We start from the raw sequence: 26,321 nt of genomic DNA on the forward strand, positions 1-26,321 counted from the left end.
GTTACGCGCCGGGGAGGTCCGTCATGATCACGTTTGCACAACATCATCCGCTGGTCTGTGGCGTCGTTCTGGTGCTGATCGACCTGGCGCTGTGGCAGTTTATCGGCGCCTCGCGACGTCATCTGCGGATGTGCGCACGTGTCGGCGTCTTCGTGATGTTCTGCTGGGTCATGACCGCCGCCGGCATCAGCCCGTTGCAACCGCCGCTATGGCCCGACGATGCGATCCTGAACCTGATGGGCACCGTGCTCGGCATCGGCTGGTGGCTGTTCGCGGCCAGGACCCTGACGGTGCTGCTGGGCAACGGCCTGTTGACCCGTGTCGGCCACAGCGCACGTTTGCTCCAGGACCTGATGGGCGCGGTCATTTTCCTGATCGGCATCATCGGTGCCGCGGCGTATGTCTTGCAGTTGCCGGTCAAAGGGCTGCTGGCGACCTCCGGGGCCATGGCGATCATCGTGGGCCTGGCGTTGCAAAGCACCCTCAGCGACATGTTTTCCGGCATCGTGCTCAACACCACCAAGCCTTATCAGATCGATGACTGGATCTCCATCGACGGCATCAAGGGCCGGGTGGTGGAGATCGATTGGCGCTCCACTCACCTGATGACCGATACGGGCGGCATGGCGGTGGTGCCCAACTCGCTGGCGGCCAAGGCGCGCCTGCTCAACTTCAGCCGACCGGGAGACGCGCACGGGGTCAGTGTCTGCATCGCAGTGCCCAGCCACGTACGCCCGCGTCGCGTCATCGATGCCCTGGAAAAAGCCTTGCATGGCACCCGGGCGTTACTGCCGGCGTTCTCCGCCAAGGCCTCGGTCAAGGCTTCCCATCTGGAATACACCGAATACGAGCTCAAGGGCTTCATCGCCTCGGCCAGGCACAAGACGGAAGTCTGCAACCTGATGTTCGACCTTGCCCATCGCCACCTCGAAGCCTCCGGCGTCATCTGGGGCAGCGGGCTGGACACTGAGCCCTGGAGCCGCCAGCGCCAGTTGCTGGAGGACGTGCGTATTTTCCGCGCGCTGGATAACGATGAGCGCGCACGTCTGGCCGACGACATGGCTCCGGTGGACTATCAGGCCGATGAGGTGATCCTGGCATTCGGTGAAGTTGCCGATTGCCTGATGGTCATCAGTAGCGGGGTGGTTTCCGTCTCGATCCATGACGGCGAGAAAATGGTCGAGGCCGGACGCATGGGACCGGGGGAAATCCTCGGTGAGGAGGGGATCCTGGCCGCTAATCCATCGCGAGGCGAATTCCGCGGCATCACCAGCGGACGATTGTTCCGCATCGAAAAAAACGCCCTGTGCCGGGAGCTGGTGCACCTCGGCGAGTTGAAAGCGGCCTTGAGCAACCTGCAGGGCCAGCGCGAGGAAATCCGCGAGACCGTGGTCATGCAGAAAACCGTCGAGCCCAAGAGAAACCGTTTTCTGCAGTGGTTGAGGCATAGGTGAATGCAGCGCCGAGCATCGCTGCAAACCGACCCACCGCTATCGCGAGCAGGCTCGCTCCCACAGGGGAGTTGTGGTGTACGTTGAGTCTGTGAACGCCGGAAAAAAACTGTGGAGCGAGCTTGCTCGCGATGGCGGCTTCGCAGCCAACATCACTGCAAGCTGACCCGCCGCTATCGCGAGCAAGCTCGCTCCCACAGGAGAGTTGTGGTGTACGTTGAGTCTGTGAACGCCGGAAAAAACTGTGGGAGCGAGCCTGCTCGCGATGGCGCCGGTCCAGCCAACATCACTTCAAGCTGACCCACCGCTATCGCGAGCAAGCTCGCTCCCACAGAGGATCTGTGGGTGTACGTTGAATCTGTGAACGCCGGGAAAAAACTGTGGGAGCGAGCCTGCTCGCGATGGCGTCGGCGCGGCCAACCCCACTGCAAGCAAGCGTGCTGCGATGCCTTCAGCCCTTGGCCGCCATCGCCGTGACTTCCACCCGCATGCCCTCGACCCCCAGTGCCGCCACGCCGATCGCGGCGCGCACTGGCCAGGGTTTGGCGAAGAAGCGTTTGTACACTTCGTTGAAGGCGGCGCGTTCGGTCATGTCGGTGAGGTAGATGGTCAGGTGCATGACCCGGTCCAGGGAGCTGCCGGCACGCTCCAGCGCAGTCTTGAGCGCTTGCAAGGTGCATTCGCTCTGCAGGGTGATATCGCCCAGTTCCAGGCTGCCGTCGGCGCGGGTCGGGATCTGGGTGGTGACCAGCAGGCCGCCGAAGCCGGCGACGTCGGAGGAGATGGAGTCCGCATCCGGGTCGGGAGTGAACGTGATGTCTGGGTTAGCCATGCGGCACCTCATGCAGGAAAGGAAAAACACGCAGTCTACCGTCCATTGGTGCGCCGTTCCCGGTTTCCTTTATCTATCCTCGTTGCGCACCAGCGCCCGAATGTAGGCTTCAAGCGTGGTGGTGCCGCGCAACCCATCCTCGGCAACCTCGAAGCCGCTGTCGACGCTGACCTCGGTCATCCGCGTGTAGGATTGCGCGGCGGCAGGGCTGAAGCCGAGGTCCAGGAAAGCCTGTTCCCAACGGTCCCTCGGTATTACCTGCACCTCGACCGGCCGGCCGAGCGCCTGGGAAAAAGCCTGCGCGACATCGTTGGGTGAATACAGGCGAGGCCCCTGTACATAACGAACGCCAGTGTCGGTCAGCGGCGACAACAGTCGCGTCGCCGCCATTTCGCCCATGTCCCGGGGGGCAACCATGGGCAGCGCCAGGTCGGCGGGAAGCAGGGTGGGCAGCTTGCCTGTAGCGCGGACGGTGTCGAGCAGGCCGTCCCAGTTGCTCATGTAGTAAACGGCGCGATTGATTGCCGCCGGGATCGATTGCTTGCGCAAGCCTTCCTCCAGCCCCCACAAGACACTGAGGTCGCCAAGTCGCTCACCGGGTTGGGCGCCGGCGGTGGATTGGGCGACGATCTTCTCGAGGCCCGAGCCGTCCAGCGCGGCGAGAATGTTGGCCACGGTGTGCCGTTCCACCGCATCGGTATCGGTACTCGGAGGGGCTGGCGGGTTGAGGAGCAAAGCCCGGCGCCCGAGTCGGAAGGCGGCCCGCAACGAGTCGATATCCTGCGCATCCGCCTCGACGATCCGAGCGCCTTTGGCGCGCCATTGCTCCCCATGGGCGGCGTTGCGGGTCAGGACAATCACCGGCGCTGCCTGGGCCAGCAGCGCCTCGACGGTGGCCGAGCCAACATGTCCTGTCCCCCCCATGATCACATACATGTTTCACCTCCCGCCCAGGGTCAAAGGTTGACCGGTATCTGGGTCGTCATCGCCGGTTCAAGGTGCGGTTCCGCGCTGTTCAGGCGCTCTGCCAATTGTTGTGCCTGCTCCCATCCGAAATCGGGCTCCAACCAATCGAGTGCCTCGTCTGCGCTCAAGGCCAGGACACGCTGCTGTTGGCTGGCAAGATCGCCATAGGTCACCAGGGCCAGGCCGTCGCAGCCCAAGGCGGTTTCGCTGGCCTGGGCCAGGGCGGCCAGGAAAATCGGGGCCGATTGCCGGGACGTCGTGTAGCTTGAATGTTGCAGCTGGGAGTCGGCGGGCGCTTGCGACTCGTACCAGCCCTCCACGGCCACCAGTACCCGACCTTCGCGCTTGATGGGGTCAAAGACCTTGGAGCGCATCACCAGGTGCAGCGGCAGATGCGTCATCGGGGGCATCGTTCCCACCGACCATATGGGCGACCAGCCCCAGCGAACCTTGATGGACTCCAGGTGCCCGCCACGACGGCGAATGGCGCTGACTTGCATGTTCGGCTTGATCAGGCTGTGCCGTTCCTGTGGCCCGGTGGGTGCTGTCCTGTACAAGTCCAGGTGCGTCACGCCGGTATCGAAACGTCCGTCCGGCGTGTCTCGCTGGGCGAAATACGCCAAGGCGTCTTTTGAGGAAACGTGCTGAACAAAACCCTCACACATGGCGAAAACTCCCGGAATCGAAACGCAACGGATCGTCGCGCTAGCCGTTCGAGTCTCGACTCCTCCAGCGCGTCATCACTGATTTCAGTGGTGTCATGTAGGTCCGAGCCGTGCGCGGGGGCTTGGTTCGAAAAAACTTCAAAGCGGGGAGACGAGCGGCTGTAGCCGTCTGCGCGAGACAGTGCAGCGGAGTCTCAGCGCTCCCGATTCCCGTTGATGAAATCCACGAAAGCCCGCAACGGCGAGGGCAGATAGCGCCGGCCGGGGTAGTAGAGATACGGCCCGCTGAAACCCTGCCACCAGGGTTCCAGCACCGGCACCAGTGCACCGCTGTCCAGATGGGGTTTGAGCCAGTCCTCGAACAGGTAGATCACGCCTAGCCCATCCAGCGCGGCTTTTATGGCCAGGTCCACCGCGCCTGCCACGCGGAAAACCAAGGGGCCGCCCGGGTCCACGCTGACGGTTTCGCCGTCACGTTCGTATTCCCAGAGCGGCATGGCCCCGCTGGGGAATTTGCCCCGCAGGCAGGCGTGCTGGAGCAGATCCCGAGGGTGTTCCGGGCGCCCCCTGGCCTGGACGTAGGCCGGCGAGGCGGCGGTTGCGAAGCGCTGCACGCGTGGGCCGATGGGAAGGGCGATCATGTCTTGTTCGAGGCGGTCGTCGTAGCGAATGCCGGCATCACACCCCGCCGCGAGCATGTCGACGAAACTTTCTTCGGTGATGATCTCCAGGCGAATGTCGGGGTAGCTTTGCAGAAACGGAGTGATGATCGAGGGCAATACCAGCGTCGCTGCACTGACCGGCACATTCAGCCTGAGGGTGCCCGAAGGGCGGTCACGGAATTCGTTGACCACGTCCAGCGCGGATTCGACTTCACCCAGGGCCGGCACGATGCGCTCCATCAACCGGGCGCCGGCCTCGGTCGGCACCACACTGCGGGTGGTGCGGTTGAGCAGGCGCACGCCGAGCCGGCTTTCCATCCGTCGTACGGCATCGCTGAGGCTGGAGGCGGATTTGCCGCTCAGCCGAGCGCCTTCGCGAAACCCCTTTGCATTGACCACGGCCACGAAGGACAGCAGGTCTTGAATATCCGTCATAGTGTTCTCTGTGCCGTACAACCCGTGCGGATTGCACCTGATTATCAGTGGAGTGGTCAACGCCTATAGTCGGCTCACGCATTAATCCAAGGGGTACGCGATGAGCAAGGTAGACAAGGCAGGCAGTTTTTTACTGGGTGACCGCAAGGTCAATCGCATGGGCTATGGCGCGATGCAACTGGCGGGGCCGCACGTGTTCGGGCCACCGAAAGACCCGGCAGCGGCCGTCGCCGTGCTGCGTGAGGCCTTGGCGGCCGGGGTCAATCATATCGATACCGCTGACTTCTACGGCCCCCATGTCACCAACCGCCTGATTCGCGAAGCACTGCACCCTTATGCCAGTGATCTGGTGATCGTCACCAAGGTGGGCGCCGTCCGGGGCACCGACGCTTCGTGGAATCCCGCCTTGAGTCCCGCCGAGTTGACCCAGGCCGTCCACGACAACTTGCGCAACCTGGGCGTGGACGTATTGGACGTGGTCAACCTGCGGGCCTGGGGCAACATGCAAGCGCCCACGGAGGACTCCATCGAGGAATCGTTCAGCGCATTGGCGCAGTTGCAACAGCAGGGTCTCATCCGCCACCTGGGGCTGAGCAACGTCACGGCTGCGCAGGTCAAGCAAGCCCAGGGTATCGCCAACGTGGTGTGTGTGCAGAACCACTACAACCTGACCCATCGAGGCGACGAGCAACTGATCGCCGACCTGAATCGGCAGGGTATCGCCTACGTGCCGTTCTTCCCCCTGGGTGGTTTCACACCGTTGCAATCGCAGACCCTCTCCAGTGTCGCGGCGCGCCTGGAGGCGTCACCGCTGTGCGTTGCGTTGGCGTGGCTGCTGCAACGCTCGCCGAATCTGCTGCTGATTCCCGGCACGTCGTCGGTGGCGCACTTGCGGGAAAACCTCACGGCGAGCGAGCTGCGGATTCCGGCGCCGATGCTGGCCGAGCTGGACGCATTGGCCTGACGCATTGGCCTAAGCGAACGCCAGTGTCTCGCCGTCTTCGGGTATTCGCAGCCGGCTTCCGAGCCCGGCCATTGCCGCGGCGTCGCGCAGGGCTGTTCGCGTCGTCGGGCAATGGCTGATTGCTTCGAGGTGATTGGCGACCACGGTTCCGCGAGACAGGCGGGTGAACTCGATGGCTGCTTCAATCCCCATGATGATATCGCCGCCCAGATCGAACCGTGCGCCGCCTGCCGGAACCACACTGACCTGGGGTTGATGGCGCAGCACGCACTCACGCACGGTGGGGGTGAGCAGGGTGTCGCCGGTGAGGTAGACGCTGGGCTCGCCGGGTAGCTCGATCAGGTAACCGACGCCGTGTTCCATCAGCTTGCCCACCAGGCCGCGTCCGTGGGTGCACCTGACGGAGCGCAGGGTGCCGCCGAGAAACCGATTGGCCTGGTCAGGGTCCTTGGCGAGCGGCTGGACATTCAAGCCGCGTTTGGCGAGGTAGCCGGCGTCGTGGGCCGTGCAGATGACAGGAATCTGTTTTTCCCTCAGCCACCGTTTGGCGGCGCGGTCCAGATGATCGAAATGGCCTTTCTGGCAGTGCGTGATCAGGCAGTGAGTGACGCTCTCCAAGGCTTCTGCCGTCGCGGCCGGCAGTTCCACCAGCGGATTACGCTGGGTGGCGCCGAACAGCCGCAACGGCGGCAGCGTGCCCTTGCCGGCCAGCATCGGATCGACGAGCAGGCGATACGGGCCGGATTCGAGGATGATCGTGGCGTTGCGGATCTGCTGGATCTTCATGAAGCATTCCTGGATAGGGGGCGAGGGCTCCATGGTGCCGGCCCGGGTCAATGGGCATAATGGCCGGATCTGACATCATTGATTCATTTCATGCCATGCCCCAGACAATCCGAATCGGTCTACTGCTGTTCCCCGGTTGCATGCCCGCCGGCCTGTTCGCCTTCGCCGACCTGCTGCACGCAGCCAATCGCAGAAAGGGGCGGACGCTGTTCGAGGCTACCTATGTCGCCCAGCAGACGGGTTCGGTGACGTGTGCTCATGGCATCAGCCTCCAGGCGCAGGCGGCGCTGGCGGATATCGAGCTGGACGCCATCCTTGTGCCCGGTTTCTGGGCCGAGTCGGCCGAACAGGTGGATGCGCTTGTTGCCGGGCAGGCGCTGCTGGTGAAGGCACTGTCGAAACAGCCCCGCCGCCTTCAGCTCTGGGCCTATTGCACGGGCGTCTGCCTGTTGGCTGCGGCCGGCCGGTTGGACGGGCAGGGCGCGACGGTGACGTGGTGGCTGGCGCAGGCAATGCAGGCGCGGTATCGCAACGTGCGTTGGCAAAGCGAGCAGAACTGCGTGTTCAACGAACAGACCGCCACCGCCTCGGGGGTGAACGGTTATTTGCCCATCGCTGAAAAACTGATCGAGCGAAGTGTCAGCCGTGATGCGCTGCGCGACATCACCCGGTTGATGGTGCTACCACGTCCGGCCGTCCCTCATGCGGCATTCCAGGGCATTGCCCTGATCCAGCAGCCCGACGGGTTGTTGCGCCGGTTGCACGGGCTGATCGAGCAAATGCCGGCGGAGCGGATCACGGTCAAGACGCTGGCGGACCGGCTCGCCATGTCCGAGCGCACGCTCGCGCGCAAGGTCGGCAGTGAGACGGGCCAGACCGTCGCTGCGTACGCCCGATGCATCAAGTTGAACCAGGTTGGCGAGCGCCTGACGCTGACTTCGCTGCCCCTTGCCAGCATCGGCGCGGAGCTGGGTTTCAGCAGCAGTTCCAACCTGCAACGGATGTTCAAGGCGCTGACGGGGCTGACGCCGGTGGAGTACCGGCGCCAGTTCGGTCGCGTGTGAGGCCGTGAAACGTCAGCTACGCGCCTCGTCCGTCTCGTTGCGATGATGTTCAGGCCAGCGGTCGACGGGACGGGCGCGGTCTTCGTTGAACATGTCCGTGAGCAGCGCGTTGGCGCGGCGATAGGCGTCGTGCCGGAACTTCAGGTCGTCTTCCGGTTGGGCGACGATTTCCTCCAGCATTCGCAGGTTCAGGCGACGGAACTGATCCGCCCGTTCGCGGGCTTCGTAGGGCCCGACGCCCATCTGCACCAGCGCACGTCGACCCAATGACAGGGCGCTCTCGAAGGTTTCCCGTTCGGCCGCCTCCACGCCCATCTGCCGCAGGGTGATCAGGTGCCCCATGTCCCGCGCCCGCACGATCAGCTTCAACGTGGGGAAATGCTCCTGGACCAGCCGGGTCAGCGTCAGGTTGTCCTGCTGATCGTCAATGGCATTGATCAGCACCACGGCCTGGGCCGCGCCGGCCGCGTGCAGCAAGTCGAGGCGCGTGGCGTCGCCGTAGAACACTTTCACGCCGAATTTGCGCAGCGTCTCGATGTTGTCGGGGTCGTGATCCAGGACCACCACCTCGACGCCGCAGGACATCAGCAGCCGGCCGGCGATCTGCCCGAAACGGCCGAACCCGGCAATGATGATGCGCGGGTTCTGCTGGTCGACGAGGTCGGATTCTTCGTGGTTTTTCTTGGTGACGGATTCCAGGCGACCCAGCAACAGGATCAGCAAGGGGGTCAGGCACATGGACAAGGCCACGGCCAGCGTCAGGCTCTTGCCCCATTGATCGGTCAGGATGCCGGCCAGCGTCGCGGCACCGAACACCACGAAGGCGAATTCGCTGCCCTGGCCCAGCAACACCGCCTGCCATGAGCGTTGGCCTGCGGGTACGTTGAGGAACCGGCTCACCGTCCTGATCACCAGCAGTTTGATCAGGATGAAGCCCAGGGTCAGGGTGGCGACCTTCAATGGCGCGTTGATCAGGGTGCCGAAGTCGATCGACATGCCCACACCGATGAAGAACAGCCCCAGCAGCAGGCCTTTGAACGGCTCGATGTCGCTTTCCAGGGCATGCCGGTATTCGGAACTGGCCAGCAGCACCCCGGCGAGGAAAGCGCCCATGGCCATCGACAGGCCGGCCTCTTCCAGGAGAAAACCGAAGCCGAACACCAAAAACAGTGCCACGGCGCTGAAGATCTCCCGCAAGCCCGAGCGGGCGGCGAAGCGCAGCAATGGCCGGGTCACATAGCGTCCCAGCAGCACAACGATGCCGATGGCCGCGACGATCTTGACGATCGACAGCGCCAGGGCGGTGCCTGACGGTGTTTCGCCGTGGGCCGACAGCAAGGGGATCATGGCGACCAGGGGAATGGCCGCGATGTCCTGGAACAACAGCACGGCGAAGCTGCTGCGGCCAACGGCGGTTGCCGTCAGGTTGCGTTCATTCATCGCCTGCATGGCGATGGCCGTGGAGGACAGACTCAGGGTCAGGCCGACCAGCAACGCAGCCGTCCAGTTCAGGCCCAGGGCGGCGCAGAACACCGCGATGGCAGCGCCACAGGCGAGCATCTGCAAGGCCCCGCCACCGAACACCATCCGCCGCAGCGCCCACAACCGCTTGGGATCGAGTTCGAGCCCGATGATGAACAGCATCAGCACGACGCCGATTTCGGCGAATTCCAGGATGGCCTTGACGTCGGTAATGAGCTTCAGCCCCCACGGGCCGATGACGCACCCGGCCAGCAAGTAACCCAGCACCGGGCCCAGGCCGAACCTGACGGCAATCGGCACGATCAAGGTGGCCGAGGCCAGGTAGATGAGCATCTCGATCAGGCTGTGAGTCTCCATATCAATCTTCCTTCCAGGAGGCCAGGCGGGCGCGGTAGTGTTCGATTTGGGCGTGCTGGGCTTGCGATTCGGCGGCATAGGCGCCGTGGACGACCACCGGATCCAGCCAGCGCATGCGGCAATAGAGGGCCGTTGCGTGGAGGGGCTGGGCTAACACGGAGAAGCCCGGATGGGCACCGATCTCGAAGTGGTCCGGCTCGCCCCCGGTGGTGACGGACCACAGCAGGCTCTTGTCCTTCAGTGCGGTGGTGCCTCTGCCGTATGCCCAGCCATGGGTGAAGACCTTGTCGATCCACAGTTTCAGCAGGGGCGGCATGCTGTACCAGTACATCGGGTGCTGGAGGACGACCAGGTCTGCCTGCTCGATGACGCGCTGTTCGGCGTCGACGTCGATGTCGAAATCCGGGTAGAGGTCGTAGAGGGACCGCACGACCACGTCCGGGAGGCTGGAGGCACGTTCGAGCATCTGCTGGTTGACCCGCGATTGGTCGGGGTAGGGATGGGCGTAAACAATCAGGATCATCGAGCGATTCCAGGGCGGGTCCAGGGAAAGGCCGGCCATCCTACCGAGGATGGCCCTGGTTGTTTAGGCTTTGTTTGCCATCGGACCCGTGGCAGGTCAGGTCAATGGCAGCGAAACCCGGACTTCCAGTCCGCCGTCGCGGCGATTGCCCAGGGTCAACGTTCCACCGTGCTCGAGTACGGTCGCCCGCGCTGCCGACAGGCCGAGCCCGACGCCACCGGTGTTCTTGTTACGCGAGCCTTCGAGACGAAAGAACGGGGTGAAGACCTGCTCGTGGTACTTGGCCTCGATCCCCGGACCCCGGTCCAGAATGCGGATTTCGGCGTGATCGCTCCAGGTCTTGAGCTGGACACCGGGTTCTGCGCCATATTTGATCGCGTTGTCGATCAGGTTTACCAGCGCGCGCTTGAGCCCGATGGGCCGGCCCACGTAAACGAAGCGAGGGGGGGCTTCGAATGCCACCTCGCTGCCGGCGTCCTTGAAATCGTCGATGACGGTGTGCAGCAGCCCCGCCAGATCGAAAGCGGTGGCATGTTCGAGCCGTGCGTCGTCGCGGAAAAACTCCAGGGCCGAATTGACCATTGCCTGCATCTCGTCCACGTCCCTGAACAACCGGGATTGCTGCTCGGCGTCCTCGATGAACTCCCCGCGCAGGCGCATGCGGGTCAACGGCGCGCGCAGGTCGTGGGAGATGGCGGCGAGCATTTGCGTGCGATCTTCGATGAAGTGCTTGAGCTGGGCCTGCATGGCGTTGAAGGCGAGAATGGCCTGACGGATCTCGTAGGGGCCGATGACTGGAATCGGCGGCGCCTTGTGATCCACGCCGAAACGCCTGGCGCCTTCGGCGAAGCGCTCCAGCGGCGCGGCCAAGTGTCGGGTGGCGACCAGCGCGACGATCAATGCCGACAACAGGATCAGTGCGATGATGATCAGATTGCGCACCCACTCCTCCAGGCCCCAGTTGCGCGCGGGCATGGAAAACATCACCCATGAATGGTCGCTCAGCTCGATCAGCGCGGCGTAGCGCCCGCCGGGCTGGTCGGCGGGCCAGTCGCTCGGCTCGTAGCCTTCTATCCGTGCATCGGGCCTGCCCAGTTGCTGGCGCAGCCGTGCCGCGCCGTCGCTGTATTCCGCGTCGTCATCGACCACCGGTACTCGCGCCTCGTCATGGTCTTGCAGCCATTGGGTGGTAAATTCCCGGTCACTGGCGGCCTTGGCAATGGCGGGCCGCTGTTCAAGCGCTACCGAGTCGATGATGCGGGCGATGGCGGAGATCTTTTCAAACAGGCCGGTTTCCATCAGGGGCGGGCGTGCCCAGGCTCCGGCCAGTTGGCTGAACAACGCGTTCAGGGCCAGCAGCGTCAGCATGGCAACCAGGGTGGTCAGGGCGATCCAGCGCGCCAGGGTATCGCGCGGGCGGCGAGTGCCAGGGATCGGCGGTTTCATCGTTTCACCACGTGGGGGCTGAAGTAGTAGCCACTGTTGCGCACGGTGCGGATCATCGACGCGCCGCTGATATCGGTCTCCAGCTTGCGACGCAAGCGGCTGACCTGCACATCGATGCTCCGGTCAAACGCGTCGAAGGTTTCGCCGCGCGCCAGGTCCAGCAACTGCTGGCGACTCAGCACCCGACGCGGGTGTTCGGCGAACACCAGCAACAATTCGAACTCGCCCGCCGAAAGCGGGATCATGACCTTATCCGGTGAGCGCAATTCACGCCGGGTGACGTCCAACTGCCACTTTTCGAACTCCAGGACCGGTCGCGAGGCGTCGTTCGGCGTGCCCCTGGCTTCGGCGGTACGCCTGAGCACGGCCCGCACCCGGGCCAGCAACTCCCGCGCGTCGAAAGGCTTGGTCAGGTAATCGTCAGCACCCATCTCCAGGCCGACGACGCGGTCGCTCAACTCGCCCATGGCGGTGAGCATGATGATGCCGACCCTGTGTTCGGCCCGCAGGCGCTGGCAGAGTACCAGGCCGTTGTCTCCTGGCAGCATGACGTCAAGGATGATCAGGTCCGGCAATTGGCGCTCGACCGCCTGCCACAGGGCGGCACCGTCGGCGGCCACGTCGACGCTGTAGCCATGTTGTTCGAGGAATTTGCGCAAGAGGGCGAGGACTTCGAGGTCATCGTCCACCAGTAGTAAATGGCTCACGGTGGGGCACGTCGGGTCATGAATACAGGGAGCGATACTAGGGTCAATCCACGCCCTGCGTCATATATTTCAATCCTGCAATAAAGTTGCCGGCGGGCAATATTCTGGAAATCTCCAGGCAAAAAAACAGCGGCAGGATTGCTCAATGCCCGTCCCGTTGAGCGCAGAACCTGTGGGAGCCGAGCTTGCTCGCGATAGTGGCTGGTCAGTTGATAAAGATGTTGGCTGAACCACCGCTATCGCGAGCAAGCTCGGCTCCCACGGGAACTGTGAATGGCTTCATTCCTCGACTGACTGGCGTCGCCCATTCCTTGCCGAGACAGCCCCGTATGCCGCTCACCGATCCCGCTTCGCTCCGCGTTCGTCACTCCGTGGTCATCATGCTCGCAGCACTCGCCAGCGGCTGCGCCAGCACGCCCGCTGCAAAACCTGGCAGTTGCGAGAGTGTTCCGTACACCGTTTACGATCCCGGGCAGCCCATCAACCGCGGCATCTTCGCCTTCAACCGCACCGTAGACGACTACGCCTTGGCCCCCATCGCCCGTGGTTATCGCCATCTTCCGGATGCCGTGCAGACCGGCATGCACAACTTCGTGGCCAACTTCGGTGAGCCCAAGGTGTTCATCAACGACCTGTTGCAAGGCAATGCGCAGCGCTCGGTCAACACCCTGGGGCGTTTTGTCATCAACACCACGGCCGGCATCGTCGGCTTGATCGATGTCTCGGGCAAACTCGGCATCGAGCGTCACAAGGCTGATTTCGGCCAGACCTTCGGCGTCTGGAATATCGCCCCGGGGCCGACGGTGGAACTGCCGCTGCTGGGGACGGCCAACCTGAGGGATGCCACCGGCAAGGTGATCGGTTTCGTGGTCGACCCGTTTGGCGGCGACAGCAGCACCGTCGATACCCTGAGCACGATCAATACCGCAGGCGGCATCGTCGATGGCCGTGCCCAGGCGCTGCCGCTGACGGATCAACTGCGGACCCAGCCGGATTACTACGTGGCCCTGCGCGACGCCGTGGCGCAGCAGCGCGCCGATGTTGTCGCGCAAGGCAAACTGGGGGCGGTGACCGCCCAATGCGAAGGAGGGCAGGCCGATGACTGACGATGCGTTGGTTCTGCGGCGAAGCGTGAAGGCGCTCGGCGAGGATGGCCTGCAGTGCCGCGAGGTAGAGCTACGGTTGGCGGAGGATGGCGATCATGTGCTGCTCAGTCGTTACGTCGAACGCTACCACCATGAGCAGGGCGGTGAGTGCGTCATCCAGCAGCATCAGGTGTCGATGACGCACTTGATTCGCTGGATGATGGCGCATGGGGAGCGGGTGAGGACGTAGCCGGGTGCGCTGGCCGGTGGGGAAACCTCATGCAGCGCCCACTGTCGACAGGCTCGTGCCAAGAAACATTTTTACACAGTTAGATGTTGTACGATGTCGTATCTAGTGTGTTCGACTGTCTCCGTTTCTTACAAAAAAAATAAACGGAGACTCCCCCTCATGACGAGCATTCCTTCTGTCAAGGACCCGGCAGCAGCGTCGACGCAAAGCCGTTTCGTGCGCCTATTGAAGCTGCTTGGCCCCGGCATCATCGCGGTACTGGCGTGGCTGGGCGCAGGCGACCTCATCACTTCTTCCGTGGCCGGTGCGAACTACGGCTACGCCATGATGTGGGTGCTGGCAGTGTCCTTGCTGTTGCGATTCCTGATCGTCAACATCATCGCGCGCTTCCAGCTCTGCAATAACCAGGGCATGACCATCCTGCAGGGCTATGCCCAACTCAACCCGTTTTTCGCCTGGTTCCTGCTGGTTTATGCGCTGCTGATGGGGCATTTGATGAATGCCTACATGATCAAGGGCGCCGGTGAGGCGCTGGCCATGTTGCTGAAGATCGACCGTCCGTTGCTCTGTTCGGTGGCGGTGGTGCTGGCGGTGTGGCTGCTGGTTGGGCGCAATATCTACTCGATGATCGAAGGGGTGATGAAGGCGCTGCTGGCGATCATGACGCTGGCGTTCCTGGCCCTGGCCGTCATGTCCGGCCCGGATGTCGCCGGTATCGTCAAAGGCACCATCGGCTTCAGCATTCCTCCCGACGAGGGCGTGCACGGCGCGCTGCTGGTGGCTGTCTCGGTGATCGGTGCGGTTGCCGGCTCCATCGCCAACTTCGTACACCCTTATGTCATGCGCCAGAAGGGTTGGACAGGCCCTGAGCACAAGCGCGTCCAGCGCAACGACCTGCTGTTCGCGGTGTTCGTCGGGATCGTCATCAATCTGGCGATCTGGATCGTCGGTGCGGAAATCCTCCGGCCCAATGGCATCGAGGTCAACACCCTGGGGGATCTGGGCAAGGCGCTGGAGATGTTCTTCGGCCCGATCGGTTGGTACATCTTTTTCGTCGGGGTATTCGCCACGCTGTTCGCCAGTATTTCGGGCAAGACCACGGCATTCCCGATGCTCATCACCGACGCCTTCCAGCACGTGCGGCCCGAGCGCCGGGAACGTTATGGCAAGGAGTTCCACCGCGACCCGATGCACAAATGGTTCATGCTCTTCATCCTGGTGACCCCGCTGGTCTGGTCGCTGCCCGGCATGCCGGATTTCGTTACGCTGACCATCGGCGTCAATGCCCTGAATATCGTCGGCTTGCCGGTCATTTCCCTGGGCCTGCTGATCATGTCCAACCAGAAGTCGTTGCTGGGCAAGGAGTACCGCAACAACCTGTTCGAAAACATTGCACTGGCCTTTGCCACCGGCCTGGCGCTGTGGGTGGCGTTCCAGCTGGGGGTGGAGCTGTTTGCCTGAAGCTTGGATCTGGAAGCCGTGGTGATTCGTCACCGCGGCTTTTCAGCCCGCGGCGTTCGAGGCGCAAAGCCGTTCATCACCTGTTCGATCCCGGAAAAAGTGCACTGCTAGACTGCACCGACCAATCCCTCTCGGAGAAGCCGGATGAATAACAAGAACAGGATCTGTCTCTGGTACGAAGGCGATGCCGTGGAGGCGGCGCAGTTCTATGCCGCGACGTTCCCGGACAGTGCGGTACACGCCGTCCATCACGCGCCTGGCGATTATCCGTCGGGTAAGGAAGGCGATGTGTTGACGGTGGAGTTCACGGTGATGGGCATTCCCTGCATCGGGCTGAACGGCGGCCCGGTGTTCAAACACAACGAGTCCTTCTCGTTCCAGGTGTCCACCGAGGACCAGGCCGAAACCGACCGTTTCTGGAATGCGATTGTCGGTAACGGCGGTGAGGCAAGTGTCTGCGGCTGGTGCAAGGACAAGTGGGGGCTGTCATGGCAGATCAGCCCGCGCGTCCTGACCGACGCCGTCGCCGGCCCCGACAAAGCCGCCGCCAAACGCGCGTTCGAGGCCATGATGCAAATGACGAAGATCGACATCGCGGCGATTGAAGCGGCGCTGAAAGGCTAGCCGGTCGGCGACTGTTCCACCGCTATCGCGAGCAGGCTCGCTCCCACAATGGATCTTCAGCGAACTCGATATCCGCGAAACACCCAAAAACCCTGTGGGAGCGAGCCTGCTCGCGATGGCGTCATCACTGACTCACCGCCCAGCGTCAGGCAACCTGGCAATCACCTTGATCTCGAACTCAAACCCATACAACCACGTCACGCCTACCGCCGTCAGTGTCGGGTGCGGCGCGTTGCCCCAGAATTCAGGCACCACTTTCCAGATCGTCTCGAACTTCGATTCGGGATCGACCATGAAAACGGTGACATCCACCACATCATCAAAGGTGCAATCGGCTGCGGCGAGAATCGCTTCCAGATTGGTGAACGCACGGCGGACTTGAACCTCCAGATCGGCCTCAGGTGAACCGTCGTCGGTGCTGCCGACTTGCCCTGAGACGAACAGGAAACCATTGGAACGGATCGCCGGCGAATAACGATTACGCTCGTAAAGCGCCTGGCGTCCAGGTGGGAAAACTACATCACGCGTCATGGGAACCTCCATCGGGAATCAGTGGGAAATCAACGATGAAGTCACTCTAGGGGCTTGTGCCCGGGCGATAAACGCGCAACCTTGGCGATCACTGTTTGTGAAATCCAAACAATCTGATCGATTACGGAGCAGCAATGGATCGTTTCGATGCAATGCAGGCATTCGCCCGGGTGGTGGAGGCGGGCAGTTTCACCAAGGCCGCCGAGACCCTGCACATGAGCAAGACCACCGTGACCCAGCTGGTGCAGCAGTTGGAGGCACGGCTGCGGGTCAAGCTGCTCAACCGCACGACACGCAAGGTCAACGTCACCGCCCAGGGTGCCGTCTATTACCAACGGGTGTTGCGCTTGCTCGCCGACATGGAGGATGCGGAAACCAGCCTGTCCGATGCCCAGGCATTGCCCAGGGGCCGCTTGCGGGTAGACGTCCCGAGCCCGCTGGCCGCCTTGATCCTGGTGCCGGCGCTGCCGACGTTCCATGCGCGCTACCCGGATATCCAGATCGACATGGGCGTCAGCGATCGCATCGTGGACATCATCGATGAAAATGTCGATTGCGTGGTGCGTGGTGGCGAACTGACGGACCAGTCGCTGATCGCCCGGCGCATCGGTGATCTCGAGCTGGGCGTCTTCGCGGCACCGAGCTACCTCGCGCGTGTCGGCGTCCCCGGGCATCCACGAGACCTCGAAGACTCCCTGCATCGTATCGTCGGCTTCCTTTGGGCCCGCACCGGCAAGGCCGTGCCCTATGCCATGCACAACGCCAATGAACATCTGCACATCAACGGGCGCTACGCCCTGGCCGTCGACGATGGCAACGCCTACCTCGCGGCGGGCCTGGCGGGGCTGGGGGTGTTGTGGCTACCCAAATACATGTCCAGGCCCCACGAAGCCAACGGCGAGCTGGTGCCGCTGTTCGAAACGTGGCGCATCGACCCGATGCCGCTCTACCTGGCTTACCCGCCGAACCGGCATATCAGCGCCAGGTTGAGGGTATTCATCGAATGGATGGTGGAATTGATGGCGCAGCATGCGCCGGTTGCGGATCGAAGTGGTGTGTAGACGGGCGCCTTGCCGGCAACAAAGGTTTAAACCCGTAGCGACGAGGACGGTCGAAGGCTTACACCGCTCGATTGCAGAGGAGACGTACCATGGACCGATTCACCGGCGGTTGCCTGTGCGGCAACGTTCGTTTCGAAGCTACAGGGCGCCCCTACCGGGTCGGCCTCTGCCACTGTCTCGACTGTCGCAAGCACCATGGCGCGCTTTTCTACGCTGCCGCCATGTTCCCCAGGACGCGGTGAAGATCGAAGGTGAAACCCACGACTACGCCGGTCGCTGCTTTTGCCCCCGCTGCGGCTCGCCGGTCTTTGCCCGCAGCGGTGACGAGATCGAAGTGAACCTGGGAAGCCTGGATGCCCCTGACCAATTGATGCCTACCTACGAATGCTGGACCGTGCGGCGCGAGGCGTGGCTGCCGGCGTTTCCGTTGACACGATACGAGCATGATCGTGCCGGGAAAGGGCGGTCCGAGGAGTAGGGCGATCAGCCAAACCCGATGATCGCCTTGATTTCCAGATACTCCTCGAACCCGTGGACTCCGTATTCACGGCCATTGCCTGAGCGCTTGTAACCGCCGAACGGGGCCAACGGGTTCCACGCTGGGTAGTTCAAGAGTACTTGCCCGGCGCGGATGCGCGAGGCCACGGTACGTACAGCTTCAAGGTCCTGGCCTTGCACATGGGCGCTGAGGCCGTAGACAGTGTCGTTCGCGATGGCGATGGCTTCTTCCACTGTGTCATAGGGGATGAGGCACAGCACCGGGCCAAAGATTTCTTCCTGGGCGATGCGCATGGCGTTGTCTACATCGGAGAAGACCGTTGGGCGGGCGTAGAAGCCTTTGGCAAAACCCTGCAGTCGTCCCGGGCCACCGCAGAGGAGCTTGGCGCCGTCATTCAAGCCCGCCTCGATCATCGTCTGCACACGATTGAACTGGGCTTCGTTGGCGATGGGCCCGAGTTGCGTTTCTTCCGACCGGGGATCGCCGACGATGATTCCGTCGACGGTGGCGGTGACCAATGCTTCGACTTCCGCCAGCCGGTTTCTGGGCACGATCATCCGGGTCGGCGCGCTGCAGGACTGGCCGACGTTACGGAACGCCGACATCACCCCGGGCGGCACGGCCTTGGCAAAATCGGCGTCGGGCAAGAATATGTTTGGTGATTTGCCGCCCAGTTCCTGGGTGACACGCTTGACCGTCGGGGCGGCGGCCTGGGCCACCAGCGCGCCTGCGCGGTTGGAACCGGTGATGGAGATCATGTCGATGTCCGGATGCGCCGACATGGCTGCGCCGACCTCGGCACCGTTGCCATTCACCAGGTTGAACACGCCCGGCGGCAGGCCCGCGTCATGCAGCAACTGGGCGAACAGCAGGGCGCTCAAGGGTGAAAGTTCGCTGGGCTTGAGCACCACGGTGCAGCCGGCGGCAATCGCGGGGGCGACTTTGGCGGTGATCTGGTAAAGCGGCCAGTTCCACGGCGTGATGAGCCCGCAAACGCCAATGGGTTCGCGCTCGATGGCCGTACCGTTTTCTATCTTGCGGAAACTGTAGCTGGACAGCAGGTCACGGGCGACCCGAACATGCTCGGCCGCCAGCGGCACCTGCATCGTCCGGGCGAAACCGATGGCTGCGCCCATCTCCAGGGAGATCACCTGGGCCAGTTGTTCTTTTCGTTCAAGGATCAGTTCATGGATCTTGTCCAGGACCTGGGCGCGGGCTGCGGACGGGGTCGCGGACCAGCCGGGAAACGCTGCTCGTGCCGCTGCCACCGCCCGGTCCACGTCTGTGGAGGAGCCTTGGGCGACTTCGGCGACCACCTCTTCGGTGGCCGGGTTGATCACCGGCAGCGTGGTCGGATGCGTCGGGAGCGACCAGGTGCCATTGATATAAAGCTGCCCCAAGGTCTGTGGGTCGAGGTAACTGTCAGAAGATCGGGTTGTCATGCAACGGGCTCCCATAGAGCGGTGAGGGCATTGCCAGTAGATCGTGATGCCGGGTCTGCTCAATAAGCTAACAAAGCGGTCCCGATGGGATGTGCCGTTCTTGAGGTCGGCAAAGGATAATCTGCTGAATCTGCCGGGCTAACCGGGCGAAACGCGCGAAACGCGCACTGCGGTCCCCCCGACCCTTGTGGCGAGGGAGCTTGCTCCCGCTCGGTTGCGTAGCAGCCGCAAGATGGGCCTGCTGCGCAGTCCAGCGGGAGCAAGCTCCCTCGCTATGGTTCATATTCGGGCCAGCGCCTCGATTTCGATCAGGTAGCCATGATGCAAGGCCGGAACCGGCACCACGGCAGGACGAGCAACTGGTCGGTACCCTGAGGCTGGCGGCGCCGTTCGACTATGGACGCCAGCGTCTCGCGCCGTTACTGGCGCGTTTCGCCAGATTGCATCCGCAGTTGTGCCTGCACCTGGATCTGCGGGAAACGCCTTGGCCGGATCGGCATGACAGCGACGCGGTAATCCACATCGGCAACCTCAGCGACAGCCAGTGGGTCGCCAGGCTCCTGACCCACAATGCTCGCTGGCTGTGCGCGAGCCCTGCCTACCTGGCGCTGAACGGCACCCCTTCAGCGCCCGAGCAACTCGTTGACCACCGCTGCATCTGCATCCGCGAAAACGACGAGGACGTCACGCTGTGGCACCTGCGTAATGAGCAGGAACACAAGACGCTGCGGATCAAGCCTGCCTTATTGAGCAACGATGGCAGCGTGGCGCGGCGTTGGGCAGAGGAGGGGCTGGGATTGGTGTTGCGTTCGCGATGGGATGTCAGCAGCGCCGTTGCCGATGGACGCCTGGTACGGGTGCTCGCCGATTGGCAATTCGACAGCGCCCCGATCAACCTGCTGGTACCGTCGCGCAAAGGACGCAGCGCGCGGGTCCAGGCGTTGGTCAGCTTTCTGGAGGCTGAGTTGAAGGCCTGATCGAAGGCGCCGCCATGCTGCCTTTTCACAGTACCATCGCTATCGCGAGCAGGCTCGCTCCCACAGGCGTTGGTGCCGGACGCGGAATGCATGTTCACAGAGATCCCTTGTGGGAGCGAGCCTGCTCGCGATGGCGTCAGCCCATTCGACAAAGATGCTGAAATGGCCCCAGTTCCTGCGCAGATTCTGCCGCCAATGGCTCGAAGCCGTGCCGTCTGGCGCACCATAACTGCCCGCAAACCCACTGAAACACAGGCGCAACGCCCGTGTCTGGAGCATCCCGCAAAGTCTGCTGAGGGAGCCCCGCAAAACGGTGGTTTGTACCAAGCCGCCACTATTTTTAACGGATTATCCACGGTCTCTTGGTGTTGTAATGAAAATGTGATGCAGCGTTGTGCCGGTGCTTAACGAATGGCGCCAATGCCTGCCGCGTTCATGCCTTCTACAACCATTCAGGACCGCACTCATGAGCTTTCTTCGACCCAAGTACATCACCTTCGACTGCTACGGCACGTTGACCAACTTCCAGATGGGAACCATGACCCGCGAGCTGTTCGCCGATCGTGTCGGTGCCGGGCAGATGGATCAGTTCGTCACGGACTTCGCCGCTTATCGTCTGGATCAGGTGATGGGCGACTGGCGCCCCTATGATGAAATCCTCAAGACGTCCCTGGTCCGTGTCTGCAAGCGCTGGGGGGTTGAATACCGCGAAGAAGGCCAGCTCTACTACGACGCCGTGCCGACCTGGGGACCTCATGCCGATGTGCCGGCGGGCCTGTCGAAAATTGCCGACAAGATCCCCCTGGTGATTCTCTCCAATGCGATGGACGAGCAGATCATGTCCAACGTCGACAAGCTCGGCGCGCCTTTCCATAAAGTCTTCACCGCCCAACAGGCCCAGGCCTACAAGCCACGCCTGGCCGCCTTCGAGTTCCTGCTCGACAGCCTCGGCTGCGGGCCGGAAGACTTGTTGCACGTATCTTCCAGCTTCCGCTACGACCTGATGTCTGCCCATGACATGAAGATCAAGAACAAAGCCTTCGTTGCCCGTGGTCATGAGCAGCCGGGGAATGCGATCTACGGCTACCACCAGATCCCCGACATCGGCGGTCTGGCTGGCCTGGTCGGTCTCTGAGACACACGCACACTCTTCAAGGTGAAAGGGGTTAGACATGGGCAGTGAGTCCTATTGGCTCGATACCGCACCGGCCTTCACCGGTGCCCAGCTCGGCGGGTTGCCGGGGCAGGTCGATGTCGCTGTCGTCGGTGGTGGTTTCACCGGGTTGGCCGCGGCCCGTGCCCTGGCCTTGAAGGGGGCCAGCGTGGCGGTGCTGGAAGCGGGAAGGGTGATTGGCGAGGCGTCGGGGCGTAACGGCGGGCATTGCAGTACCGGCGTCGCCCAGGATTACGCGGCACTCACCGCCAGTCTCGGTGCCGATAAGGCACGAGCCTATTACCAGGCCTATGAAAGCGCCGTGCAGAGCGTCGTCGCGCTGGTGGAGCAGGAGGGAATCGCCTGCGACCTCAAGCGCAACGGCAAGCTCAAACTGGCCGCCAAGCCGATGCACTACGAAGGGTTGGCACGCACCTGTGAGTTGATCCGCAAGGAAGTCGATGCCGAGGTCGAATTGCTCTCCGCCCAAGAGACTCGGGCGGAGGTCAAGTCCAACCAGTTTCACGGTGGCCTGCTGCAGCGCAACGGCGTGCAGATGCACATCGGGCGCTTCGGTGTCGGCCTGGCCGAGGCGGCCGCGCGTCACGGCGCGTTGATCTTCCAGGGAGTGGCCGTCAAGGACTGGAAGGCCAGTGCCGGCGGTTATCAGGTCAACACCAGCAAGGGGACGCTGCACGCTTCGCAGGTCTTGCTGGCGACCGGTGCCAGTCAGCATGGCGGTCTGGGCTGGTATCGGCGGCGAATCGTCCCGGTGGGCAGTTTCGTGATCGCCACCGAGGTGCTGCCTCAGGCGCTGATCGACAGCTTGCTGCCGGCGCGCCGCTCCTATGTCACCAGCCGGATGATCGGCAACTACTTCCGCCTGACTCCGGACAATCGTCTGTTGTTCGGTGGTCGTGCGCGGTTTGCCATGTCCGACAGCGTTTCCGATGCCAAGAGCGGCAAGGTGCTGCAAGCGGCGATGCTGCAGATGTTCCCGCAACTGGCCAACGTCAGGATCGACTACTGCTGGGGCGGGCTGGTGGACATGACGTCCGACCGGCTGCCTCGGGCCGGCCAGCATGGCGGGGTGTATCACTCCATGGGCTACAGCGGCCACGGTGTACAGATGTCGGTGCACATGGGCCAGGTCATGGCCGAGGTCATGGCCGGCAAGGTCGAGGCCAACCCCTGGCGCGAGCTCGATTGGCCGGCCATTCCCGGGCATTTCGGCAAACCGTGGTTCCTGCCGTTGGTGGGTGCGTATTACCGCCTGCAGGATTACCTGCACTGATTTTCATGGTGTTGTTTCGCGTTTCAACCACGTTGCGTCAACCGTGCGCAACCGAGCCCTTATTACTTGGAAAGGTAGAACTGACATGACTGACAATAAAAACAGCATCGACAGCCAGTTGATTACCGGCACAGAAAGTCTGCGTGTTTTCGAAGGGCTCAATCGCGGCATGTCGCGCCGTCATGCATTGCAGATGTTGGGGTTGGCCGGGGTGGCTGCGGCGGGTGCCGGGAGCCTGTTCGGCGCCGCCGGCAAACTGCTGGCCGACGAGACCGCGAGCCCAGGCAAGGGCAAGCCGGGTGGCCGCATCCGTGTCGCCGGCAGCACCAGTTCCACCAGCGATACCCTGGATCCAGCCAAAGGCTCGTCATCCACCGATTACGTACGCCACTACATGTTCTACAACGGTCTGACCCGCTTCGACAGCCACATGGTGCCGCAACTGGAACTGGCCGAGCGCATCGACACGACCGACGCTACGCTTTGGGTGATTACCCTGCGCAAGGAAGTGACATTCCACAATGGCAAGGCACTGACCGCCGCAGACGTGGTGTTTTCCCTGCTGCGCCACAAGGATCCGATCACCGGGTCCAAGGTCCTGCCCCTGGCGTCCCAGTTTGCCGAGGTCAAGGCCAATGGCACTCATGAGGTACAAATACAACTGAGCGGGCCGAATGCGGAGCTGCCATCGATTTTTGCCATTTCCCACATGCTGATCGTGCCTGAAGGCACCACCGACTTCAGCCAGGGCATCGGTACCGGACCCTTCAAGGTCAAGGAGTTCAAGCCGGGCGTGCGATCCATCGGCACGCGCAACACCAATTACTGGAAACCCGGCTTGCCGTATCTGGACGAGATCGAGTTCATCGGCATCGCCGACGAGCCGTCACGGGTCAACGCCCTGTTGTCCGGCGACGTGCAGATCATCAATGAGGTCAACCCACGCTCGACGACGCGCATCAAGGACAGCAATACCCACCGGGTCGTGGACTCGCCGTCGGGTAACTACACTGACTTGATCATCCGCCAGGACCAGATGCCCGGCCAGAGTCCGGAATTCACTGAAGCCATGAAGCTGCTGCTGGACCGGGAGCAGGTCAAATCGGCGATTTTCCGCGGGTTCGCCAGGGTCGGCAATGATCATCCGATTGCCCCTGGTTCGCGTTTCCACAACGCCGACCTGCCGCAACGGACCTATGATCCGGAGAAGGCGCGCTTCCTGTTGAAGAAGGCTGGCATGGAAAACATCAGCATGCCGGTCATGTGTTCTCCGGCCGCCACCGGGTCGGTAGATGTTGCCGTGCTGCTCCAGCAATCGGCCAAGGAGGCCGGGCTCAAGCTCAACGTCAACCGTCTGCCGAGCGACGGCTACTGGTCCAACCACTGGGCCAAGCACCCGCTGAGCTTCGGCAACATCAACCCTCGGCCCAACGCCGACATGTTGTTCTCGCAGTTCTTCCAGTCGACGGCACCGTGGAACGAGTCCGCCTGGAAGAACCCGCAGTTCGATCAGCTCCTGATCCAGGCCCGCGGCGAAACCGACGAAGCCAAGCGCGGCAAGATGTACGCCGACATGCAGACCCTGGTACATGACCACTGCGGCATCGGCATCCCGGTGTTCATCAGCAACATCGATGGCGCCGACCAGCGTGTGAAGGGCTACGGCACCAACCCGCTGGGCGGCTTCATGGGCTACATGTTCGCCGAGCAGGTCTGGCTGGACGCGTGATGAGCGTCGGTTTTTCGCTGGGTGACAGTGCACGAGGATAGGGCGATGAATAGCAACACACTGTGGTTGATCGGCCGGCGCCTCGGCGCCGCGATCGTGACGCTTCTGATTGTATCGATGGTGGTGTTCGCCATCACGGCGGTGTTGCCGGGAGACGCGGCACAACAGGCTCTCGGACAATTCGCCACGCCAGAGCAGGTAGCCGCGTTGCGGGTGAAAATGGGGCTCGATCAGCCGGGTGTGTTGCGTTACCTGCACTGGCTGACGAACCTGCTCAGCGGCGACCTTGGGGTGTCGGCTTCCAATGCCACTTCGGTGGCGGAACTGATGGCGGGGCGGGTACCCAACACGCTGATGCTGGCGGCCGCGACGGCGCTGGTGTCGGTGCCGCTGGCGCTGGTCCTGGGCATCGGCTCGGCCATGGGGCGCGGCGGTCGCATCGACGGCTTCGTGAGCTTCTTCACCCTGATGATGGTGGCCGTGCCGGAATTCCTGGTGGCCACCCTGGCGGTGCTGATTTTCGCGGTGAACCTGGGCTGGCTTTCAGCGCTGTCGTACTCCAGTGAAATCACCTCGCCGTTGCAGTTCATGCGCACCTACGCCTTGCCGGTGATGACCTTGTGCTGTGTGATCGTTGCGCAGATGGCACGCATGACCCGGGCGGCGGTGATCGATCAACTCGACAGCCCTTACGTGGAAATGGCCCGCCTCAAGGGCGTGAGGCCGGTGCGGGTGGTGCTGCGTCATGCGCTGCCCAACGCCATCGGGCCCATTGCCAATGCCATCGCCTTGAGCCTGTCGTACCTGTTGGGCGGCGTGGTAATCGTCGAGACGATCTTCAACTATCCCGGTATCGCCAGCCTGATGGTCGATGCCGTGACCAACCGCGACATGGCGTTGGTCCAGGCCTGCACCATGCTGTTCTGTACCGCGTACCTGTCGCTGGTGTTGATTGCCGACCTGTGCGCGATCCTTTCCAATCCGAGGCTGAGAAACCAATGAGCAATCCCATTGTGAAATCCCCGACTGCGGCGGTCGCACTGGCATTGGGCAAGGACGCTCATGGTTCGTCCTGGCTTGGGCTGATCGGCGGCGCTATGTGTGCCATCTGGCTGCTGGTGGCGATCTTCGGTCCGTGGCTGGCACCGCACCCGGTAGGGGAAGTGGTGTCCGACAACGTCTTCGACGGCCTCAGTGCCGCTTACCCGCTGGGCACCGACTACCTGGGCCGCGACATGCTCAGCCGGATCCTGGTCGGCGCGCAGTTCACCGTGGGCCTGGCGTTGGTCGCTGCGGTACTGGCGAGTGGACTCGGCACCACCTGCGCGCTGCTCTCGGTGGTTTCACCGAAGTGGCTGGACGAACTGATCAGCCGCCTGATGGACGCGTTCATTTCGATCCCGAGCAAGATGCTGGCGTTGATCATGGTCTCGGCATTCGGCTCGTCGGTGACCCTGCTGGTGTGCACGGCGGTATTGAGCTACACCCCGGGCGCCTTCCGTATCGCCCGCAGCATGGCGGTGAACATCGAGGCCCTGGAGTACGTGCAAGTGGCCCGTACCCGAGGCGAGCGTCGGTTGTACATCGCCTGCGTGGAAATCCTGCCGAACATCCTCAACCCGGTGCTGGCGGACCTGGGCCTGCGCTTTGGCTTCATCGTGCTGCTGCTCAGCGGCATGAGCTTCCTCGGCCTGGGCGTACAGCCACCGGACGCCGACCTCGGTTCCCTGGTGCGCGAGAACATCGGCGGCCTCAACCAGGGCGCGCCGGCCATCGTGATTCCGGCCCTGGCCATCGGCACCCTGACCATCGGCGTGAATCTGTTTATCGACCGCCTGTCTTCGCGGCGCAATCGACGTTCGGGAGGTCATTGAG

Annotated in this window: 24 protein-coding genes and 3 pseudogenes; 15 read left to right on the forward strand and 12 right to left on the reverse strand. The window is 62.8% G+C overall.

Annotated elements, in window-relative coordinates:
* Positions 1-23 precede the first annotated feature (23 nt).
* Positions 24-1,454: a mechanosensitive ion channel family protein gene (locus tag N005_RS08395; protein ID WP_047700749.1), complete on the forward strand. Its 1,431-nt coding sequence runs from the start codon at positions 24-26 to the stop codon at positions 1,452-1,454.
* Positions 1,455-1,902: 448 nt separating this feature from the next.
* Here N005_RS08395 and N005_RS08400 read toward each other — a convergent pair whose 3' ends face one another.
* From N005_RS08400 to N005_RS08415, 4 genes are all read right to left on the reverse strand, one after another.
* On the reverse strand, positions 1,903-2,283 hold the full coding sequence (locus tag N005_RS08400; protein ID WP_047700750.1) for a RidA family protein: 381 nt from the start codon (positions 2,281-2,283) through the stop codon (positions 1,903-1,905).
* Positions 2,284-2,352: 69 nt separating this feature from the next.
* Complete coding sequence (locus tag N005_RS08405) at positions 2,353-3,219, reverse strand: NmrA family NAD(P)-binding protein (RefSeq protein WP_047700751.1); 867 nt, start codon at positions 3,217-3,219, stop codon at positions 2,353-2,355.
* Between the two features lie 20 nt (positions 3,220-3,239).
* Positions 3,240-3,914: an SOS response-associated peptidase family protein gene (locus tag N005_RS08410; RefSeq protein WP_047700752.1), complete on the reverse strand. Its 675-nt coding sequence runs from the start codon at positions 3,912-3,914 to the stop codon at positions 3,240-3,242.
* Positions 3,915-4,108: 194 nt separating this feature from the next.
* Entirely contained in the window at positions 4,109-5,011 is a 903-nt protein-coding gene (locus N005_RS08415; RefSeq protein ID WP_047700753.1) for a LysR family transcriptional regulator, read from the reverse strand.
* A 100-nt stretch (positions 5,012-5,111) separates the two neighbouring features.
* On the opposite strand from N005_RS08415, the gene N005_RS08420 reads away from it, so the two are divergent.
* On the forward strand, positions 5,112-5,975 hold the full coding sequence (locus tag N005_RS08420) for an aldo/keto reductase family oxidoreductase (protein WP_047700754.1): 864 nt from the start codon (positions 5,112-5,114) through the stop codon (positions 5,973-5,975).
* Between the two features lie 9 nt (positions 5,976-5,984).
* Here N005_RS08420 and N005_RS08425 read toward each other — a convergent pair whose 3' ends face one another.
* Positions 5,985-6,761, reverse strand: coding sequence for an MBL fold metallo-hydrolase (locus N005_RS08425; protein ID WP_047700755.1), 777 nt, complete (start codon positions 6,759-6,761; stop codon positions 5,985-5,987).
* A 95-nt stretch (positions 6,762-6,856) separates the two neighbouring features.
* On the opposite strand from N005_RS08425, the gene N005_RS08430 reads away from it, so the two are divergent.
* Positions 6,857-7,825, forward strand: a complete 969-nt coding sequence (locus tag N005_RS08430; RefSeq protein ID WP_047700756.1) for a GlxA family transcriptional regulator — start codon at positions 6,857-6,859, stop codon at positions 7,823-7,825.
* A 12-nt stretch (positions 7,826-7,837) separates the two neighbouring features.
* Here N005_RS08430 and kefC read toward each other — a convergent pair whose 3' ends face one another.
* The 4 genes from kefC to N005_RS08450 form a co-directional block, all read right to left on the reverse strand.
* The gene (kefC, locus tag N005_RS08435; RefSeq protein ID WP_047700757.1) at positions 7,838-9,664 is read right to left on the reverse strand and encodes a glutathione-regulated potassium-efflux system protein KefC; all 1,827 of its coding nucleotides are present in this window, start codon (positions 9,662-9,664) and stop codon (positions 7,838-7,840) included.
* A 1-nt stretch (position 9,665) separates the two neighbouring features.
* Positions 9,666-10,187, reverse strand: coding sequence for a glutathione-regulated potassium-efflux system oxidoreductase KefF (gene kefF / locus N005_RS08440; protein ID WP_047700758.1), 522 nt, complete (start codon positions 10,185-10,187; stop codon positions 9,666-9,668).
* 96 nt (positions 10,188-10,283) lie between these two features.
* The gene (locus N005_RS08445) at positions 10,284-11,633 is read right to left on the reverse strand and encodes a HAMP domain-containing sensor histidine kinase (RefSeq protein WP_047700759.1); all 1,350 of its coding nucleotides are present in this window, start codon (positions 11,631-11,633) and stop codon (positions 10,284-10,286) included.
* Positions 11,630-12,340 carry a response regulator gene (locus N005_RS08450; protein WP_047700760.1) on the reverse strand — a complete coding sequence of 237 codons (711 nt, stop codon included), beginning with the start codon at positions 12,338-12,340 and terminating at the stop codon, positions 11,630-11,632. Before N005_RS08450 ends, N005_RS08445 begins: the two co-directional genes overlap by 4 nt.
* Before the next feature lie 329 nt (positions 12,341-12,669).
* Here N005_RS08450 and N005_RS08455 point away from each other — a divergent pair, with 329 nt between their 5' ends.
* From N005_RS08455 to N005_RS08470, 4 genes are all read left to right on the forward strand, one after another.
* The gene (locus N005_RS08455; protein ID WP_047700761.1) at positions 12,670-13,446 is read left to right on the forward strand and encodes an MlaA family lipoprotein; all 777 of its coding nucleotides are present in this window, start codon (positions 12,670-12,672) and stop codon (positions 13,444-13,446) included.
* Entirely contained in the window at positions 13,439-13,675 is a 237-nt protein-coding gene (locus N005_RS08460; protein WP_047700762.1) for a hypothetical protein, read from the forward strand. The genes N005_RS08455 and N005_RS08460 overlap by 8 nt, the downstream gene beginning before the upstream one ends.
* Positions 13,676-13,834: 159 nt before the next feature.
* On the forward strand, positions 13,835-15,136 hold the full coding sequence (locus N005_RS08465) for an Nramp family divalent metal transporter (RefSeq protein WP_047700763.1): 1,302 nt from the start codon (positions 13,835-13,837) through the stop codon (positions 15,134-15,136).
* Positions 15,137-15,280: 144 nt separating this feature from the next.
* On the forward strand, positions 15,281-15,760 hold the full coding sequence (locus N005_RS08470) for a VOC family protein (protein ID WP_047700764.1): 480 nt from the start codon (positions 15,281-15,283) through the stop codon (positions 15,758-15,760).
* A gap of 132 nt (positions 15,761-15,892) precedes the next feature.
* Here the strand turns inward: N005_RS08470 and N005_RS08475 are convergent, their stop codons facing one another.
* Complete coding sequence (locus tag N005_RS08475) at positions 15,893-16,291, reverse strand: RidA family protein (RefSeq protein ID WP_047700765.1); 399 nt, start codon at positions 16,289-16,291, stop codon at positions 15,893-15,895.
* Positions 16,292-16,425: 134 nt separating this feature from the next.
* Between N005_RS08475 and N005_RS08480 the strand changes: the two genes are divergently transcribed.
* Positions 16,426-17,352 carry a LysR family transcriptional regulator gene (locus N005_RS08480; RefSeq protein WP_047700766.1) on the forward strand — a complete coding sequence of 309 codons (927 nt, stop codon included), beginning with the start codon at positions 16,426-16,428 and terminating at the stop codon, positions 17,350-17,352.
* Between the two features lie 89 nt (positions 17,353-17,441).
* Positions 17,442-17,830 (forward strand): annotated as a pseudogene (locus tag N005_RS28105) (GFA family protein).
* A 5-nt stretch (positions 17,831-17,835) separates the two neighbouring features.
* Here N005_RS28105 and N005_RS08490 read toward each other — a convergent pair.
* Both N005_RS08490 and N005_RS28855 read right to left on the reverse strand, forming a co-directional pair.
* Positions 17,836-19,293, reverse strand: coding sequence for an aldehyde dehydrogenase family protein (locus N005_RS08490; RefSeq protein WP_047700768.1), 1,458 nt, complete (start codon positions 19,291-19,293; stop codon positions 17,836-17,838).
* A 279-nt stretch (positions 19,294-19,572) separates the two neighbouring features.
* Positions 19,573-19,647, reverse strand: a pseudogene (locus tag N005_RS28855) (RidA family protein); the annotation flags it as partial.
* Between N005_RS28855 and N005_RS08495 the strand changes: the two are divergent.
* From N005_RS08495 to N005_RS08520, 6 genes and pseudogenes are all read left to right on the forward strand, one after another.
* Positions 19,644-20,270, forward strand: a pseudogene (locus tag N005_RS08495) (LysR substrate-binding domain-containing protein); the annotation flags it as partial. The pseudogenes N005_RS28855 and N005_RS08495 overlap by 4 nt on opposite strands.
* A 466-nt stretch (positions 20,271-20,736) precedes the next feature.
* Entirely contained in the window at positions 20,737-21,405 is a 669-nt protein-coding gene (locus N005_RS08500) for a haloacid dehalogenase type II (protein ID WP_047700769.1), read from the forward strand.
* 37 nt (positions 21,406-21,442) lie between these two features.
* Entirely contained in the window at positions 21,443-22,717 is a 1,275-nt protein-coding gene (locus N005_RS08505; RefSeq protein ID WP_047700770.1) for an NAD(P)/FAD-dependent oxidoreductase, read from the forward strand.
* A gap of 85 nt (positions 22,718-22,802) precedes the next feature.
* Positions 22,803-24,446 (forward strand): ABC transporter substrate-binding protein, encoded by a 1,644-nt coding sequence (locus tag N005_RS08510; protein ID WP_047700771.1) that lies wholly within the window; start codon positions 22,803-22,805, stop codon positions 24,444-24,446.
* A gap of 45 nt (positions 24,447-24,491) precedes the next feature.
* Positions 24,492-25,448 (forward strand): ABC transporter permease, encoded by a 957-nt coding sequence (locus tag N005_RS08515; protein WP_047700772.1) that lies wholly within the window; start codon positions 24,492-24,494, stop codon positions 25,446-25,448.
* Positions 25,445-26,320, forward strand: coding sequence for an ABC transporter permease (locus N005_RS08520; RefSeq protein WP_047700773.1), 876 nt, complete (start codon positions 25,445-25,447; stop codon positions 26,318-26,320). The genes N005_RS08515 and N005_RS08520 overlap by 4 nt, the downstream gene beginning before the upstream one ends.
* Position 26,321 lies beyond the last annotated feature (1 nt).

Origin of the sequence: Pseudomonas mediterranea CFBP 5447 (assembly GCF_000774145.1) — a bacterium.
In the GTDB taxonomy this organism is placed as follows: Bacteria; Pseudomonadota; Gammaproteobacteria; order Pseudomonadales; family Pseudomonadaceae; genus Aquipseudomonas; species Aquipseudomonas mediterranea.

Coding starts and splice junctions, on each gene's coding strand:
- N005_RS08395 (WP_047700749.1), top strand. CDS start 24: ATGATCACGTTTGCACAACATCATCCGCTGGTCTGTGGCGTCGTTCTG.
- N005_RS08400 (WP_047700750.1), bottom strand. CDS start 2,283: ATGGCTAACCCAGACATCACGTTCACTCCCGACCCGGATGCGGACTCC.
- N005_RS08405 (WP_047700751.1), bottom strand. CDS start 3,219: ATGTATGTGATCATGGGGGGGACAGGACATGTTGGCTCGGCCACCGTC.
- N005_RS08410 (WP_047700752.1), bottom strand. CDS start 3,914: ATGTGTGAGGGTTTTGTTCAGCACGTTTCCTCAAAAGACGCCTTGGCG.
- N005_RS08415 (WP_047700753.1), bottom strand. CDS start 5,011: ATGACGGATATTCAAGACCTGCTGTCCTTCGTGGCCGTGGTCAATGCA.
- N005_RS08420 (WP_047700754.1), top strand. CDS start 5,112: ATGAGCAAGGTAGACAAGGCAGGCAGTTTTTTACTGGGTGACCGCAAG.
- N005_RS08425 (WP_047700755.1), bottom strand. CDS start 6,761: ATGAAGATCCAGCAGATCCGCAACGCCACGATCATCCTCGAATCCGGC.
- N005_RS08430 (WP_047700756.1), top strand. CDS start 6,857: ATGCCCCAGACAATCCGAATCGGTCTACTGCTGTTCCCCGGTTGCATG.
- kefC (WP_047700757.1), bottom strand. CDS start 9,664: ATGGAGACTCACAGCCTGATCGAGATGCTCATCTACCTGGCCTCGGCC.
- kefF (WP_047700758.1), bottom strand. CDS start 10,187: ATGATCCTGATTGTTTACGCCCATCCCTACCCCGACCAATCGCGGGTC.
- N005_RS08445 (WP_047700759.1), bottom strand. CDS start 11,633: ATGAAACCGCCGATCCCTGGCACTCGCCGCCCGCGCGATACCCTGGCG.
- N005_RS08455 (WP_047700761.1), top strand. CDS start 12,670: ATGCCGCTCACCGATCCCGCTTCGCTCCGCGTTCGTCACTCCGTGGTC.
- N005_RS08460 (WP_047700762.1), top strand. CDS start 13,439: ATGACTGACGATGCGTTGGTTCTGCGGCGAAGCGTGAAGGCGCTCGGC.
- N005_RS08465 (WP_047700763.1), top strand. CDS start 13,835: ATGACGAGCATTCCTTCTGTCAAGGACCCGGCAGCAGCGTCGACGCAA.
- N005_RS08470 (WP_047700764.1), top strand. CDS start 15,281: ATGAATAACAAGAACAGGATCTGTCTCTGGTACGAAGGCGATGCCGTG.
- N005_RS08475 (WP_047700765.1), bottom strand. CDS start 16,291: ATGACGCGTGATGTAGTTTTCCCACCTGGACGCCAGGCGCTTTACGAG.
- N005_RS08480 (WP_047700766.1), top strand. CDS start 16,426: ATGGATCGTTTCGATGCAATGCAGGCATTCGCCCGGGTGGTGGAGGCG.
- N005_RS08490 (WP_047700768.1), bottom strand. CDS start 19,293: ATGACAACCCGATCTTCTGACAGTTACCTCGACCCACAGACCTTGGGG.
- N005_RS08500 (WP_047700769.1), top strand. CDS start 20,737: ATGAGCTTTCTTCGACCCAAGTACATCACCTTCGACTGCTACGGCACG.
- N005_RS08505 (WP_047700770.1), top strand. CDS start 21,443: ATGGGCAGTGAGTCCTATTGGCTCGATACCGCACCGGCCTTCACCGGT.
- N005_RS08510 (WP_047700771.1), top strand. CDS start 22,803: ATGACTGACAATAAAAACAGCATCGACAGCCAGTTGATTACCGGCACA.
- N005_RS08515 (WP_047700772.1), top strand. CDS start 24,492: ATGAATAGCAACACACTGTGGTTGATCGGCCGGCGCCTCGGCGCCGCG.
- N005_RS08520 (WP_047700773.1), top strand. CDS start 25,445: ATGAGCAATCCCATTGTGAAATCCCCGACTGCGGCGGTCGCACTGGCA.